The organism is Staphylococcus sp. FSL W8-0304 (assembly GCF_038006565.1).
Taxonomy (GTDB): Bacteria; Bacillota; Bacilli; order Staphylococcales; family Staphylococcaceae; genus Staphylococcus; species Staphylococcus epidermidis.
In genome coordinates, this window is the sequence record NZ_JBBOVL010000001.1 from 1,617,019 (window position 1) to 1,634,195 (window position 17,177).

General features: G+C 32.7%; 12 protein-coding genes and 1 pseudogene. All 13 read right to left on the minus strand.

The window, feature by feature from the left end; all coding sequences use genetic code 11:
* Nucleotides 1-6: 6 nt before the first annotated feature.
* Nucleotides 7-834: a YmfK family protein gene (locus tag NST35_RS07620; RefSeq protein WP_002457352.1), complete on the minus strand. Its 828-nt coding sequence runs from the start codon at nt 832-834 to the stop codon at nt 7-9.
* A gap of 152 nt (nt 835-986) precedes the next feature.
* Nucleotides 987-1,691 (minus strand): elongation factor P 5-aminopentanone reductase, encoded by a 705-nt coding sequence (ymfI, locus tag NST35_RS07625; RefSeq protein WP_002457353.1) that lies wholly within the window; start codon nt 1,689-1,691, stop codon nt 987-989.
* A complete protein-coding gene (yfmH, locus tag NST35_RS07630) occupies nt 1,688-2,977 on the minus strand; it encodes an EF-P 5-aminopentanol modification-associated protein YfmH (RefSeq protein ID WP_032604446.1) in 1,290 nt (429 codons plus the stop codon). The genes ymfI and yfmH overlap by 4 nt, the downstream gene beginning before the upstream one ends.
* The gene (gene yfmF, locus NST35_RS07635; protein ID WP_002457354.1) at nt 2,977-4,248 is read right to left on the minus strand and encodes an EF-P 5-aminopentanol modification-associated protein YfmF; all 1,272 of its coding nucleotides are present in this window, start codon (nt 4,246-4,248) and stop codon (nt 2,977-2,979) included. Before yfmF ends, yfmH begins: the two co-directional genes overlap by 1 nt.
* A 29-nt stretch (nt 4,249-4,277) precedes the next feature.
* A complete protein-coding gene (locus NST35_RS07640; RefSeq protein WP_002457355.1) occupies nt 4,278-4,991 on the minus strand; it encodes a GntR family transcriptional regulator in 714 nt (237 codons plus the stop codon).
* A 2-nt stretch (nt 4,992-4,993) separates the two neighbouring features.
* Nucleotides 4,994-6,751 (minus strand): annotated as a pseudogene (locus tag NST35_RS07645) (DNA translocase FtsK); the annotation flags it as partial.
* A gap of 902 nt (nt 6,752-7,653) precedes the next feature.
* Nucleotides 7,654-9,327: a ribonuclease J2 gene (rnjB, locus tag NST35_RS07650; RefSeq protein ID WP_002457357.1), complete on the minus strand. Its 1,674-nt coding sequence runs from the start codon at nt 9,325-9,327 to the stop codon at nt 7,654-7,656.
* A gap of 369 nt (nt 9,328-9,696) precedes the next feature.
* On the minus strand, nt 9,697-11,802 hold the full coding sequence (gene pnp, locus NST35_RS07655; RefSeq protein WP_002446305.1) for a polyribonucleotide nucleotidyltransferase: 2,106 nt from the start codon (nt 11,800-11,802) through the stop codon (nt 9,697-9,699).
* Nucleotides 11,803-11,933: 131 nt separating this feature from the next.
* Complete coding sequence (gene rpsO, locus NST35_RS07660) at nt 11,934-12,203, minus strand: 30S ribosomal protein S15 (protein ID WP_002439528.1); 270 nt, start codon at nt 12,201-12,203, stop codon at nt 11,934-11,936.
* Nucleotides 12,204-12,321: 118 nt separating this feature from the next.
* Nucleotides 12,322-13,293: a bifunctional riboflavin kinase/FAD synthetase gene (locus NST35_RS07665; RefSeq protein WP_002457358.1), complete on the minus strand. Its 972-nt coding sequence runs from the start codon at nt 13,291-13,293 to the stop codon at nt 12,322-12,324.
* A 15-nt stretch (nt 13,294-13,308) separates the two neighbouring features.
* A complete protein-coding gene (gene truB, locus NST35_RS07670) occupies nt 13,309-14,226 on the minus strand; it encodes a tRNA pseudouridine(55) synthase TruB (RefSeq protein WP_002446303.1) in 918 nt (305 codons plus the stop codon).
* A gap of 137 nt (nt 14,227-14,363) precedes the next feature.
* Nucleotides 14,364-14,714: a 30S ribosome-binding factor RbfA gene (gene rbfA / locus NST35_RS07675; protein ID WP_002457359.1), complete on the minus strand. Its 351-nt coding sequence runs from the start codon at nt 14,712-14,714 to the stop codon at nt 14,364-14,366.
* 300 nt (nt 14,715-15,014) lie between these two features.
* Nucleotides 15,015-17,177: a translation initiation factor IF-2 gene (gene infB / locus NST35_RS07680; protein WP_002457360.1), complete on the minus strand. Its 2,163-nt coding sequence runs from the start codon at nt 17,175-17,177 to the stop codon at nt 15,015-15,017.

The following is a 17,177-nucleotide window of genomic DNA, read 5'->3' on the forward strand; positions in this document are numbered from 1 at the left end:
TAGACATTATTCAAAGAAACCAAACCCTCCACCAAATGGATCTCCAAAATCTAAATTATTCTTACTTTGAACCGTATGTTTCTTCATTTCTTCATATCGAATCTCTTGATTTTCATTTTCTCTCAATTCAATAATATAGTCAAAATCTTCCATATTATAATTGCACGACTCTACAAATAAATCTGGATGTTCAACAACTTTTATTGAGGGTAACGTCATAACCTCTCTCACCAATTCTTGGTGTTCAGGGTTCAATTCACGTGCTGTTACCGCACCATCAATGATATATACGTGATTAGAATCATATTCACCTTTAAATAGTGAACGCCTTACTGTTTGTTTAATTAAAGTTGAGCTAATGAATAACCATCTTTTATGTGCACAAACACTTCCAGCTACAATAGATTCAGTTTTACCAACTCTAGGCATTCCACGTATTCCGATTAATTTATGTCCCTCTTCTTTAAATAATTCAGCTAAAAAATCAACAAGTAATCCTAAATCTTCTCGTTCAAATTTAAAAGTCTTTTTATCATCAGCATCCTGTTCAATATATCTACCGTGTCGTACAGCGAGTCTATCTCGTAATTCAGGAACTCTTAACTTTGTAATTTCTATTTCATTAATTTCTTTTACAATTTGTTCGAACCTTTCGACCTTTTCTAGTTGATCTGTTTTGATTAACAATCCCCTTTTTCCCTGATCAACACCATTAATTGTAACAATACTAATACCGAGCATTCCAAGCAAACTTGAAATATCACCGAGTAAGCCAGCACGATTTACAGTTATCTCATATTCTAAGTACCACTCTTTCCTTTTTGCAAAAGTCATCTCTTGATCACCCCTTGTTAATAACGAAGCACATGAAATCTTTGTTTATCATATTATAACACCAATAATAAAAAGATACTTCTTTTATTATTACTTATATGTAGCTCCTATAACAATTGAAACAAGAAAACTTACCTTTTACTGACAAAACATTAAATATACCATCCGCCATTCACTTTGTGGACCGTTCCCGTAATACTTTTTGACATAGTACTACATAAGTATGCACAAGCATGTGCCACTTCAGAGGGATCAATCATTCTTTGCTGAGGTAACTCTGATACTATATTCGATAACTCATCTTTCGACCATACATCGCTCATTTTTCCTTTTACCATGCCTGGTGTAATAGCATTTACAGTTACTGAAGTTAAAGCTAATTCTTGACTTAATGCTTTAACAAAACCAATTTGAGCACTTTTCATTGCTGAATAGATTGTCTCTAAACTAGCACCAGTTTCTCCCCAAATTGATGAAATAACAATGATGCGTCCATTGTTACTCTGCCTTAAAATATCAATAAAGTAGCGAGTCAAACGTATAAATTGTCTTACATTTAATGCATAACTATTATCGATGTCACAATCACTCATATCTTGTAACATGCCATATAATGCTGTCCCACTGGTATAAATTAGACAATCTAGCTCGTCAATGTGTCCAAAGTAATCTTCGAGTTTTATATCTTTGGTTAAATCACATTGAATAAATGTAATTTTGCTATTTTTAAATTGATTACTTAAATCAGAATATTGAGCTGAATGATAATGTAAGAAGACTTCATAACCTTCAAATAGCAGTCGTTTTACAATGGCACGTCCTATTGTTCCAGAACCACCTATGACTAGCGCTTTCATCTATTTTCCATCTCCAGACGACTATCAACAAGTTGGTCAAAGTTCAAGAATAATTCGGAAGTTTCATTTACACTCTCTAACGTAATATTTTCTACGATATCTAGCATATCAAATACACTTACTCCTTCGAAATAGAGTTTTGCATATTGATTAGCTATATATTCTGGAGAATTTAAACTTGATATGAATTCTCCAATAAATTGCTTTTTCAATAAATGAAATGCTTCTTGATCTTTAAGGTTTCCTTTATATTTTCTTAATTCATCCATTATTAGTTGTTTAAATAGATCAGGCTGTTGTGTTGCACTAGTAATAATTGAAAAACTGTAACTTGGTTCCAATACAAATTGATAACCGAATGTTTCATCTATTAAATCTTTATTTAAAAGTTGTTGATAAAACTCTGTTTCCTCTCCAAAAACTAATTCGTAGAAAAATGTCATTTCCAAATCTCTTTGAACAAATTTCGTTGCACTTTCATCTAATGGTTCATTTTTAAAACCTAACATCAATCGTGGTGACTGTAATTTCATTTTCTCGGAAACAAACCGTTGATTTACCTCTCTAGGCTCATCAATTTGCGCACGTTCAATACGTGGTTGATAAGTTTTATCTCTTTGATTTTCATGCTTTTCCACAAGTTTAATTATCGATTGAGGACTAACATCGCCTACCACAAACAACACCATATTAGAGGGATGATAAAATGTTTCATAACATAAGTATAAATCATCTTTAGTTATTTCATAAATGCTTTCAACACTACCAGCAATATCCACCCGTATCGGGTGCTTGGAATACATAGCCCTTAAAGTATTAAACATTAATTTATATCCTGGTTGTTCCTGGTACATTTTAATTTCCTCAGCTATAATCCCCTTTTCTTTATTAACTGTTTCTTCAGTAAAATAAGGTGTTTCTACCATATTGAGGAGACGTTTTATGTTACTTTCAATATTACTTGTTGCGCTAAATAAATAACTCGTACGATCAAAGCTTGTAAAAGCATTAGCTTGCGCATTCTCTTCGGCAAATGCAGTAAATAAATCTTCATCTTCTTTTTCAAACAATTTATGTTCTAAAAAGTGTGCCACACCGTCAGGAACTTCTACAAATTGCTGACTACCTATGGGCTTAAAATGATTGTCCAATGAACCAAACTGTGTTGTGTAGGTCACATACGTTTTTTGAAAACCAGGCTTAGGTATGACAAATAATTTCAACCCATTATCAAACTCATGTTCGAAAACTTTCTCATCTATAAGTTCATATTGATGTGTTTTCATCAGTGTTGGTCTCCTTTCGTTAGTACATAAATTGTATCTAGAACAGCTTCATTTGCCAATTTAATAACATCTGTCTTCGTCACTCGATTCACTGCATTTATAAAATCTTGATCTGTTTGCTGGTGGTTTAATAATAATTGATTATGCAGTATTTCAATTATACTTTTGGGTCTATCTGATGCTTCGTGTCTATGAGAAATAATGATTTTTTTAGCTAATTCAATTTTATTAGAATCGAAATCTCCACTTTTTATCTTATCAAACTCTTTGATAACAGTTTCTTTTGCTTGCTCATATTTCTCAGCAGAAACACCACTTAAAACAAATAAAAATCCGTTTTTACCATCAATTTGTGAATGTATAGAGTATGCCAAACTTTGCTTTTCTCTGACTTCGTTAAATAGTACTGAGGAAGGATCTCCTCCAAACATAATATTTAATACTATAAATGCATAGTAATTACTTTTTCCATAATAAGATGGAAAGCGATATCCCAAATTCAATTTAGCTTGGTCAACATCGTCTTTTTCAATTATATATTGCGGTTGATCAAAAGAAGGTGTGATTTCAGTAGTTTCTCTATTTTCTAAATAGAAAGGCTTAATTGCAAACTTATCTAGAATTAGTTGTGTAACTTCCTCTTTGTTAATATTTCCTACAACGTAAATGGCACAATCATCATTTTGTATCATGGATAGATATGTATCGTATAGACTTTCAGAAGTCACTTGTGGAATTTGTTCTAATTGACCTGTCGCTATATATCGATAAGGCTCCTGTTTAAACATATAATTCATTAACTGAAGAAATGAATACTGTGCTTTATTATCTTCCATTGCTTCAAGTTTTTTGCTAAGTAAAGACTTTTCTTGAGCTACATATGTATGATCAAAACATCCATCTTTGATTAATGGATTCCAAATTATTTCTTTTAACGTATCTAATCCCTTTTCAAATAAAGGGGTTTTATCTTTTAAGAATTTTTCATTAACTACTTCTAATGAGATTGTAATAACATGCCTATCTTTAAACTTTGAAACAAAACTATTAACATAGGCACCATACAATTCTGATAACTGTTTATTTAAAGTTTTATCGGTGGGCCATTGTTGTGTTGCACGAACTAATACTTTACTTAAAATTGAACGTGAAGTAATTGTTTTATAGTTTAATGGTGCCATAAATTTAAAGGTAATTGTCGTTGTTTTAAATTTATCGGTAGGCAAAACATTGACTCGAACTTTTGTGTTATCTTGATTGAATCTCTCCAAAATCTAACCTCCTGGTTTAATATGACAATTTATTCACTTTTAGTAATAGTGAATTTAACTAAACTACTCTTAATATAATTTAAAGAATACAAAATTGGTTGATGCTTTTCGTCATAATGTACTACTTTAAGTAACATAAGCCCTTCGTGAGGTGAAGCATTAAGTACTTCTGAGATATGAGGTTCGTAACTAATTGCTTCTAAATCCATTTCTGCATGCATGATTACATGATTTGTAGATGCTTTAATAGCTTCTAACATTGAACCACTACTCTGTTGATAATCTGTGCAAGTTAGATAAGTTTTTGCTATTTTGTCTAAACAATATACGACCGGCTTATGATTAGCAGTCCTTAGTCTCTCAATAATTGTTATAGGTTCTTTTGTTTCTATACCTAAATGTTCAGCATCTAAAATAGTTGCAGGTTGCTCGTCAAGATTCAGATATTCTGTTCCTGCTTCATAACCTGCTTCTTTAATCATAGTCCCTATACTAATAATTTTATTTAACGGGTAATAGAAAGGGGGCTTTACTTTTACGCTAGTCCCCTCTTCAAAATTATCCGTTACTACTTGTTCAGTAATCAACTCATCTATACCATCGTAAACATCATCTGTTTTAACATTTAATGCTCTCGCAATTGACAAATTACTAGGTAATTTACTTCCATTAGTAAGTTCACCATCTTTAATTAAATTTAAAATGTATTGTTTTACTCTATAGATTGCACTCATTTCCGACATTTTTACACCTCGTCATTTTCTAAATCAACTAAAATTTGTCTAGGTTTACTTCCTTTTTGTGGACCAATAACTTGGTTACGTTCCAAATCATCCATGAGCCTTGAAGCTCGATTATAACCGATTCTAAATTGTCGTTGTAATAAAGAAGTACTAGCTTTTTGCTTTTCTATTACAAATAAATAAGCTTCATCATATAAAGCGTCCTCACTCTTCATTTCTGATTTATCTACAGGTGCATCTGGTTCCATTTCTTTAACATAATTTGCTTTCTGTTGCTCTACAACATAATTAACAACATCTTGCACTTCTTGATCGCTTAAAAAAGCACCTTGAATTCGGGTTGTGGTAGATTCTCCGTTACCAACATATAGCATATCACCTTTACCAAGTAGCTTTTCAGCTCCACCAGCACCAATTATTGTTCTAGAGTCAGTTTGAGAACTTACAGCGAACGCAATTCTTGATGGAATGTTATTTTTAATAATACCAGTAATAACATCAACTGAAGGTCTTTGGGTAGCTACAATTAAGTGTATACCCGCAGCTCTAGCCATTTGAGTAATACGTTGGATAGCATTTTCTACTTCTTTACCTGCAACCATCATTAAATCAGCCAATTCATCCACTATTACGACGATATATGGTAACTCAGATTGTTTTTCATCAAGTTCCTCATTCTGTTTGCGTATATATTGGTTATATCCTTCAATATTTCGTGTCGATGAATGTTGAAACAAATCATAACGACGTTCCATTTCTGAAACAATTTTTTCTAAAGCTTGAGACGCTTTATGTGGATTTGTTACAACCGGTATAAGTAAATGAGGAATACCATTGTAAACATTTAACTCTACCATTTTAGGATCGATTAACATAAGTTTAACTTCGTGCGGTTTTGTATTGAGCAATATACTCGTTATAATACCGTTAATACAAACTGATTTACCGCTTCCTGTTGAACCAGCAACGAGTAAGTGAGGCATTTCATTTAATTGAATTGATATTGGATCACCAGAAATATCTCTACCAATGCCGACTTCTAATTTATACTTAGATGGGAACTTATCTTCTAAAACTTCTTTTAGAGTGACAAGTGAGATTTTATCATTAGGAACCTCAATTCCTACCGCAGAGCGACCTGGAATAGGTGCTTCTATTCGTACATCTTTCGCAGCCAAAGCTAATGCAATGTCATTATGGAGATTGACTATTTTACTTACTTTAACACCTTGTGCTGGTTGAATTTCATATTGTGTCACTGCGGGACCGATTTTAATTTGTGTTACTTTAGCATTAACACCAAAGTTTTTTAGTGTAGATTCTAAAACCTGACCTTTACGTTGGACTTCAGCTTTTGAAGTAGTTTTTTGTTTGGTAGGCTGTTTTAATAAAGATAAAGGTGGCACCGTATACTCAATATTGGCTTCTTCACCAGCTTCAGATATTGAGCCTTCAGCCTGACTTTGTTGATGATTGTTTTCAGCAGTTGTAGATAACTGATTATTATTTATTGATTGATTTTTGGTACTTGGTAATGATTGTTGAAATTGTTCATTATCCAAAACACGTTTTTGACGTTGGTTAGTAGTATTTTGTCTTTTATCTTCTTGCTCATTATGACCATATATTGGAATATCGTCTGACTGGGAAATCTCTGGAAAATCACTAACATCTTTAATGACATTATTATTTTGACGTGATTTTTTTTGTTTTTTCCGTTCAATTTTTTCCTCTTTTAATTGAGCTTTTTCTTCTTTTTTAATCTTATTTTGTTCTCTTTTTTGTTTTATTGACTCAGATGCATGATTACTTGATGACTTGAGGTTGTCGAATAAACTTTTTGTAACATCTCTATGTCTTAAATTAAGTAATAAAATGAAACTCGAAGCTAGTAACAGGATAGTAATTATTATTACACCTACAATAGATATGAGAGGTATAAATAGTTTAAGTAAATAAAAACCTATTAAGCCGCCCCCAAAATTTGGAAAATGTGTTTGTTCATAAGCTTTATAAACAAAGGACAGTACAGGCTCTCTTTGTGAAGTAATATTATGTGAAAAATGAAAATACAATTGCGTTATAAATAACAAAGCTAATTGTAAAACTATTGCACCGATACTACGTCGAGTTCTAGGTATTTGCTTAGAGTATGTTATAAAGATTGTTGCAATAAGTACTAAAATATAAGTTAAGTATCGACTCATTCCAAAAAGATAATTAAAAAAGCTATCAATCATTCTACCAATGATTCCTAATTGAAAAGCGCCTAGTATAATAAGAATTACTACAATTATTGAGAATATATATCTTAAAGGCGTTTCATTTTGCTTTTTTTTATTCGTTTTTTTATTACCCTTTCTCTTCGTCGATGTTCTTTTTTTTGCTTGTGGCAATACCTACACCTTCTTTTTTAATCTCTCATCATTACTATATTTAGAGTATTCATCCCATTTGAATATATAATTTATATGTATTTTTAATAAGATGAAAGAGGCAAGAACAACTTAGATTATTTAGATTCACTCTCATATTTACCAAACTCTAAGATATTAGAAACTGATAAATATTTAAAAGAAAAACTAATTGTTGAACAAAGTCATTAAACATGATTTTGCTTTGCTAAATTGTTCCAACCTCTTTAAATATTATTCTATTAAGATTAGATTTCCGATATGACTGGAATAATCATTGGACGGCGTTTTGTACTCTCAAATAGTAACTTACTGATTTGATCTCTCATATTTTGCTTGATTTCTGACCATTCTATTCGTTTTTCTTGAAGACCTTCCTCTACAATTTTACGTACTTTTTCTTCAGCCTCTTTCAAAAGTTCTTCACTTTCTCTAACATAGACGAAGCCTCTTGATTGAATTTCAGGTCCTGCAGCAATACGTCGATTTTTAGGGTCTAATGTCACAACCGCAATAAAAATACCGTCTTCGGCTAATAGATGTCGATCTCTTAATACGATATTACCTACGTCACCAACGCCAATCCCATCAATAAGTATATTACCTGATTGAACTTTTTCATTTAAAATCATATCTTTACCGTTATAACTAATCACGTCGCCTTTTTCAACTAAGAAAATTTTCTCAGGTGCTACACCTGTTTCTGCTGCTAATTTGGCATGTGCAATCTGCATTTTAAATTCACCTTGAACAGGTACAAAATATTCAGGTTTCATGATATTTAACATCATTTTCAATTCTTCCATACAACCATGACTTGACGCATGAATTTTCTTGTTGTTTGGAATTATATGTGCTCCAGCACGCACTAACTCATTTAATGTATCTGCAATAATAACTTCCATATTAGCTGAAGCAGTAATTGCTAGGAATATTGAATCCCCTTCTTCTATGTTCATAATTTTATGCTTCTTGCGAGCCATTTGACTTAATGCTTCTACTGGTTCACCTTGCATACCTGTAGCAATAATAATCACTTCATTTTTAGGATAATTTTCTACTTCATTAATAGGTATTAATAAATCTTTTGGTATATCAAAGTATCCCATTTTACGTGCTATGTTAAACGAACTTTCAAGTGAACGACCTAAAAATGACACTTTACGATTAAGTTGACTTGCAATGTTAAGCACTTGTTGAATACGAACGAAGTTTGAAGCATAGCATGATACAATAAGTCTACCTTTAACCTTGGCAAAAGCATCATACATGTGATGTTCAATAATATTTTCAGGCGTGTTATATCCTGGCTTTTCAGCTTCTGTTGAATCACTGATTAATGCGAACACGCCCTCATCACCAATTTCTGCCATGCGTTTCAAATCTGGAGCATAATGTCCATGCAAACTTTGATCAAACTTAAACTCTCCAGTATAAACTATAGAACCATAAGAAGTATGAATACATACGCCTAAGCTATCGGGAATGCTATGTGTTGTATTAAAGAAACTAACGTTAACATTTTTAAATCTCATAATTGAATCATGGTTTACAGTATAGTAACGTACTTTCTTTTTAATATTTCGGGCCTTCATTGCTTCTTTAACAAGTGCAATTGTCAATTTAGAACCATAAACTGGTGCATCGATTTGTTCTAACACATAACTTACTGCGCCTATAGCATGTTCATGACCGTGTGTAAGAAATATTCCTTTTAATCTTTCTTTGTTTTCAATGACATATTGAATGTCAGGAATAACAATATCTACCCCAAGCATTTCATCTTCTGGGAACATTAATCCTGCATCCAACATAAACATTTCATCGTCTACTTCAACGATGTACATATTTTTAGCGATTTCGCCTACTCCACCGAGTGGAATAATACGAATATCTTTATTTTTTTTCTTTATTAAACTCAAAATGTTACCTCCTATAAATAGTGACCCGTCCATATACAAACTCACTATTTATTATAAGTTAAAACGACCTTGATGTACACTATTATTGCACTGTTATACCATTTGATTATTGAGATTATATTTTTTAAGATTAATATTTTTATCATATTTAATAAAGCAATTGTCGCATGTACATACTAAATATTACTTTTACTTATTAAATGATTTTAATTGAATGTATGTTTTTCAGTCACCCTATAACATCACTAACAAAACACATTTATCTCACTGAATAGTCATATTAAAATAAAAAAACTGCTCGCAAAGCATTTAGCTTTGTCGGCAGCTTTTTACAGAACACATACATTAGGTTCGTATATATGATACATTTTAATTTTTAGATTGCTCTAATACTTTATGTGACGCATTAACGCGACCTTGTTTATCGATTTCAGTAATTTTCACTTCAATTGTATCACCAATTTTAAGAACATCTTCTACTTTATTAATTCTTTCTTGTGAAATTTGAGAAATGTGTAATAATGCGTCTTTACCAGGGAACAATTCAACGAAAGCACCATACTTTTCAATACGTTTTACTTTAGCATGATATACTTGTCCAACTTCCGCTTCGCGTGTAATATCTTCGATAATTTCTTTTGCACGGTTAATCATCGCTTGATCTACAGCACCTATAAAGATTGTACCATCTTGTTCAATATCTAATTTAACTCCAGTTTCGTCGATGATTTCATTGATTTTCTTACCACCTGGTCCAATCACGTCTCGAATTTTATCTGGATTAATACTCATAGTTACCACTTTTGGTGCGTAAGCACTTAATTCTTCGCGTGGTTGCTCAATCGTGTGAAGCATATGATCCATAATAGCTAATCGTCCTTGACGCGCTTGTTCTAGTGCTTCTTCGATAACTTCTCGAGTTAAACCATCAATTTTAATATCCATTTGAATCGCAGTAATACCGTCTTTAGTACCTGCTACTTTGAAGTCCATATCACCTAATGCATCTTCCATACCTTGAATATCAGTTAAAATTGTATAGCTATCGTCACGCGTTACTAGTCCCATTGCAATCCCTGCGACTGGCGCTTTAATTGGTACACCAGCATCCATTAATGCTAATGTTGAACCACAAATCGATGCTTGAGATGATGAACCGTTAGACTCTAGTACTTCACTTACAATACGAATTGTGTAAGGGAAATCTTGAGTATCAGGTATAATGTATCGTAATGCTCTTTCACCAAGCGCACCATGGCCAATCTCACGTCTACCAGGTGCACGTACAGGGCCAGTTTCTCCTACAGAGAAATTAGGAAAGTTATAATGATGCATAAATCGTTTCTCTACCTCAGGTCCTAAACCATCAATTAATTGATAATCTCCAAGTGCGCCTAAAGTTAAAACTGAAAGTGCTTGTGTCTGACCACGAGTAAATAAACCTGACCCATGAGCTCTTGGCAACAAACCAACTTCTGATTCAAGAGGTCTTATTTCATCTACTTTACGTCCATCAGGTCGTATTTTTTCATCAGCAATTAGACGTCTTACTTCTTCTTTAATTAAGTCATTTAGAATTGCATAAACTTCTTTAACAAGCGTTTCATTTTCTGGATCTTCTTCATCTAGAAAATGACCAACAACTTCTTCTTTCAGAACATCTAAGTTTTCATCTCGTTGTTGCTTATCGAAAGTTAAAACCGTCTCTTTAAGTCCTTTATCTTCAGTTAGACGTTTTACTTTTTCAACTAAATCTTCGTCTCTTTCCACCGGTACAAATTCTTGTTTGATCGGTTGAATGTGGTCGATGATTTCTTGTTGGAATGCAACAAGTCGTTTGATTTCCTCGTGTCCGAAGAAAATAGCCTCAAGCATCTCACTCTCAGTAATTTCACTTGCGCCTGCTTCAACCATGTTTACCGCATCTTTATGACCAGCAACTTCTAAATCTAATCTAGAAATTTCTTTATCAGCGACGGAAGGATTAATGACATATTTACCATCGATATAACCTACATTTACACCTGCGATGGGACCTTGGAATGGAATATCTGAAACACTTAACGCCATCGAAGAACCAATCATTGCTGCCATTTCTGGTGAGCAATCTGGATCAGCACTTAAGACAATATTCATGATTTGTACGTCATGTCTATATCCCTTTGGAAACAGTGGACGAATAGGTCTATCAATGAGACGAGCTGTTAACGTTGCTTCATCACCAGGGCGACCTTCTCTTTTTTTGAATCCTCCTGGTATTTTACCAGCAGCATACATTTTTTCTTCGTAATTTACAGTTAATGGGAAAAAATCGCCATCTCTAGGTTCTTTAGAAGCAGTTGCAGTTGATAGGACAACTGTATCTCCATAACGCACTAAAACAGCACCATTAGCTTGCTTTGCTAATTGTCCTGTCTCAATAGTTAAAGAACGCCCAGCCCATTCAGTTTTAAAAACTTTCTTCTCTTGAGACATTATGAATCTCCTCTCTTAATTCTAATATTTATATCATATCATTTATTTAACTGATTTTATATTTTTTATTATGTATCATAATAAAAAAAGGAAAGTACCATCCATGGTGCTTTCCTAGTTCTATATTAAGATTAACGACGAATACCTAATGATTTAATTAATTCACGGTAACGTTGAATATCTTTACTACGTAAGTAGTTTAGTAAGTGACGACGACGACCTACCATTTTCAATAAACCACGACGTGAATGGTGGTCTTTCTTGTGTTCACGTAAATGCTCATTTAATGCAGTAATTTCTGCAGTTAATACAGCGATTTGAACTTCTGGTGAACCAGTATCAGTTTCGTGCACACGATATTCTTTAATTAATTCATCTTTACGTTGTTGTGAAATTGCCATTATCAATTTCCTCCTTAATTATATTTAACTCCTTAATCTGAGTGAGGCGTCGGAGAATCGACCTACTAAGAAAAAGGTATATCTAGAGAATAAGAATAATCTTGTATCTCTGTCAACTTTATATATTATATGATATATCATCATCGAAATCAATAGATAATAAATGTTTAGCCTTCGCTTTATCTTCATTCATTTGTTTAACTAGTGGATCGATACCATCAAATTTAACTTCTGGTCTTAAAAAGTGATGCCAATACACAGTCACACGTTCACCGTAAATATTTTCATTAAAATCAAATATATTCACTTCAATAACTAACTCAGCCCTAGCTGGATCGTGAAATGTAGGTTTAACTCCAACGTTAGCTACACCACGATGTAATTTACTCTCAGGACCAATTTCCATACTCACCGCGTAAACACCTTTTTTTGGTAGTACATAATCATCACTGGGTTGCACATTAGCTGTTGGAAAACCAATTGTTCTTCCACGTTTTTCACCTTGTACTACAGTTCCTTTAATTCTATATATATATCCCAATTCGTCATTTGCCTTCTGTAAATGACCATCTGTAAGCGCTTGGCGTATTGCAGTTGTAGAAATTTTTTCAGAATCCATCTCTTGCTTTCCTACAATAGTCGTATTAAAAGCTTTAGATTCCTGAAGTACCGTCATATTTCCTTTTCCAAATTTACCAAAGGTGAAATCAAACCCTGCAATCACTTCTTTAACATTATTATTAATAATATAATTTTTTATGAAATCATCAGATGTCACACTAGCAAATCTTGATGAAAAATTGATAACGATACAATAGTCTATACCGTGTTCTGCTATCATTTCTAACTTATCTGAAAGTGGTGTAAGGTAGGTTGTACGTTTACGCTCAGGGTTTAATACGACTGAGGGGTGTGGATCAAACGTCATAACAGCTTTTTTAAGTTGATGCTCTTTTGCCTTTTCATCCAGCACTTGAAACACCTTATCGTGACCTCTATGCATACCATCGAAGAAACCAAAAGCCATAGCAACATTTTCAGTTATGAATTGATTACTTTGTATGGGATGAGTAACTTCTATCACTTTCATAATATTATTTCTCCTTTAATTAAAAACTTTTTTAGGTTTTATTTCATAAGGTTTGTCTGGATGAACTATATATATTGCTAAAACTTTTTGAGTACTATTATCGACAAATATAAAAGGTTCTTTAACATCTTGACTTAACACTTTTTTATGAAATTTTTGACCATTACAGATTTTCTTTTTAAAATTTGAATCTTTCACTTGGAATGATTTCAAACCTTTCAAGCCATATTCTATAGGAAACAATTCATTATGTAATGAATCATGCTCATGTAATTCTTTAATTTGATCAATCGTTAAACTACTTTCTAATTGAAAACCGCCTGAAGCTATTCTAGTTAGACGTGACATATGAGCTGGAAAACCAAGTTTAAGTCCAATATCTGTAGCTAAAGTTCTAATATAAGTTCCTTTACCACATGTTACTTCAACTTCAAAATGACATGTCTGCTCCTGAAAAGTAACTTCAGATATTCTATGTATATCTTTAATAAATACTTGCCGTTTAGGGCGTTCGACAGTTTCATTATTTCTCGCATATTCATATAATTTTCTTCCATTTACTTTAACAGAAGAATACATAGGCGGAATTTGTTGAATATGCCCCTCAAATTGCTGCAACACTTGGTCAATCGTATCTTCATTGATATCATTCTTATCAACAGCTCTAGTTTCTAAAATATCTCCGGTTTGGTCTTCAGTAGTCGTACTCATTCCTAACGTTACCGTAGCGTGATAAGTTTTTCCCATTTCCATGATATAATCACTGACTTTTGTCGCATCACCTAAACAAATTGGTAACACACCATTTACTTCAGGGTCTAATGTTCCTGTATGACCAATTTTTTTCATTTTTAAAATTTTACGTAATTTAAAAACGACGTCATGACTTGTTAAACCTCGTTCCTTAAATACCGGTAGTATGCCATTATACATGTTGTCACACCTTTAACTTTTAATAACGTTTATTATTATAACACGATATTTTAATTCTTTAATTAGCGTTTTACATAAAAATAGTAGGCAATATCAAAAATATGCTTTATGAATGACTGTGCCTACTATAAAATATATTATTTATCATTTTTGTGTAAATCTTGAATCATGCGTTCTATTTTATTACCGTATTCGATAGATTCATCATATTCGAATGTTAACTCAGGTATAATTCTTAGGCGCATTCGAGAACCAAGTTCAGATTTTATAAATCCAGTTGCTTTATGCAAAGCTTTAAATGTATTATCAACTTCTTTATCATTCCCTAACACTGTTAAATATACTTTTGCTTGTGAAAGGTCATTTGTTAATTCAACATCAGTAATTGTTAAAAAACCAACTCTAGGATCTTTAACTTTATTATTAACAATATCCATGATTTCTTGTTTCATTTGTTCTCCTACACGTTCTGCTCTTATATTATTCATCATCTCACCTCTCTTCATTTTTACTTTACTCACAAATAACTGTGAAATATCAGAGTTAATGATTAACTTTTGATGTTCATTTTATTAAATTATCAACAATGAATCAATAAAATAATATTAAATGAGAGACCATAACTAAAGTATTGATAGCACAACATTATGCTTTTCCAAATCAAAATTTATATCTTCACTTTGATTGTTGGTTAAGCAAAGTATGTCATACTCTACTTTAAGATATTAGGTTTATGAAATATCTTAAAGTAGTTAACTTAGCATATAGCCTCTCCATAAGTTTCAAAATTATCTTTGAATTTCTACCATTTCAAACGCTTCAATAATGTCTCCTTCTTTGAGATCATTATATTTTTCAATTGTAATACCACATTCATAGCCTTGAGCTACCTCTTTAGCATCATCTTTGAAACGTTTTAATGTATCAAGTTCACCTTCAAATAACACGATACCATCTCTAATTACGCGTACACCCGCGTTACGAGTGATTTTACCTTCAGTCACATAACTACCAGCAATTGTGCCAACTTTAGAAACTTTAAATGTTTGACGCACTTCAGCTTGTCCGATGACTTGCTCTTCAAATTCTGGGTCAAGTAAACCTTTCATAGCTGATTCTATCTCTTCAATAACGTTATAAATAACTCTGTGTAATCGCATATCTACATTTTCAGCTTCAGCCGCGCGTTTCGCACCAGCATCTGGGCGTACATTAAAACCAATAATAATACCATTTGATGCATTAGCTAAAGTAACATCTGATTCATTGATAGCACCAACAGCTGTATGAATAATTCGTACATTCACACCTTCAACATCTATTTTCATTAGTGATGCAGCCAATGCTTCAACCGAACCTTGTACATCACCTTTAATGATGACATTTAAATCTTTCATTTCACCTTGTTTCATTTGCTCAAATAAATTGTCTAATGAAACATTTTTACTTTCTTGACGTTGCTGTATGACACTTGCCTCATGACGTGCTTCACCAATTCGACGTGCTTGTTTTTCATCACCAAATACAACAAAACGATCACCTGCAAGTGGAACATCGTTAATACCAGTAATTTCTACAGGCGTTGAAGGACCGGCAGATTTGATTCTTTTTCCTAAATCATTAACCATTGCACGTATACGTCCATAAGTATTACCTACAACAATTGCATCTCCAACGTTTAAAGTACCATTTTGAACAAGTAAAGATGCAGCTGGACCTCGTGATTTATCTAATTCAGCCTCAATCACAGTACCTACAGCTTGTTTATTAGGATTAGCTTTAAGTTCTTGTACCTCCGCTACTAAGCCAATCATTTCTAATAAATCATCAATACCGTCTCCACTCAATGCAGATAGTGGTACAAAGATTGTGTCACCGCCCCAGTCTTCTGGAATTAATCCATACTCAGTGAGTTCTTGCATAACACGATCAGGGTTAGCAGTTGGTTTATCAATTTTGTTTACTGCAACAATCGTTGGTACTTCTGCTTCTTTAGCGTGATTTATAGCTTCAATTGTTTGAGGCATCACACCATCATCAGCAGCCACAACTAAAATTGTAATATCAGTAACTTGAGCACCACGTGCACGCATAGTCGTAAATGCAGCATGTCCAGGAGTATCTAAGAACGTAATTTTTTTACCTGAATTTTCAATTTGATAAGCACCAATATGTTGAGTGATTCCGCCAGCTTCTCCTTCGGTAACTTTAGTATTACGAATAGAATCTAATAAAGTCGTTTTACCATGGTCCACGTGACCCATGATTGTAACAACTGCTGGACGTTCAATTGCATCAGAATCATCCGTCTCATCATCAAAATAAATTGATAAATCTTCTTCATCAACGACTACTTCTTTCTCTATTTCAACGCCATAGTCGTCTGCAATTAATTCTAATGTTTCTTCATCCAATGATTGGTTAATATTAGCCATAATACCTAATAAGAACAATTTTTTAATAATACCAGCTGATTCTACATTTAGCTTTTCAGCTAACTCACCGACAGTTATGCCTTCTTGATAAGTGATTTTAGAGGGCATTTCTTTTGTTTCTGCTACCTCATTTTGAGGTTTATTATTTTTATTATTCTTTTTATTTTTATTGTTTTTTTGATTCTTATTAGTTTTATTGTTTTTATTTTGCTGTTTTCCTTTGTTGTTTTGTTCTTTTTTCTTCGTTGATTTACTATTATTCTTACTTTGTTGTTTTTCTTTATCGTTAGAATTTTGTTTATTATTAGATTTTTGGTGATTATTTTGAGTATTTTGTTTATTAGTGTCTTTCGCTTGAGAGGCTTTAAATTTTTTATCTAATGCTTTGATTTGTTCTTCTTCTAAAGCTTGCATATGATTTGACACTTCAACATTCATACTTTTTAACTCATCTATAATCTCTTTACTCTTTAGATTTAACTCTTTCGCATATTCGTAAATTCTTTTTTTACTCAT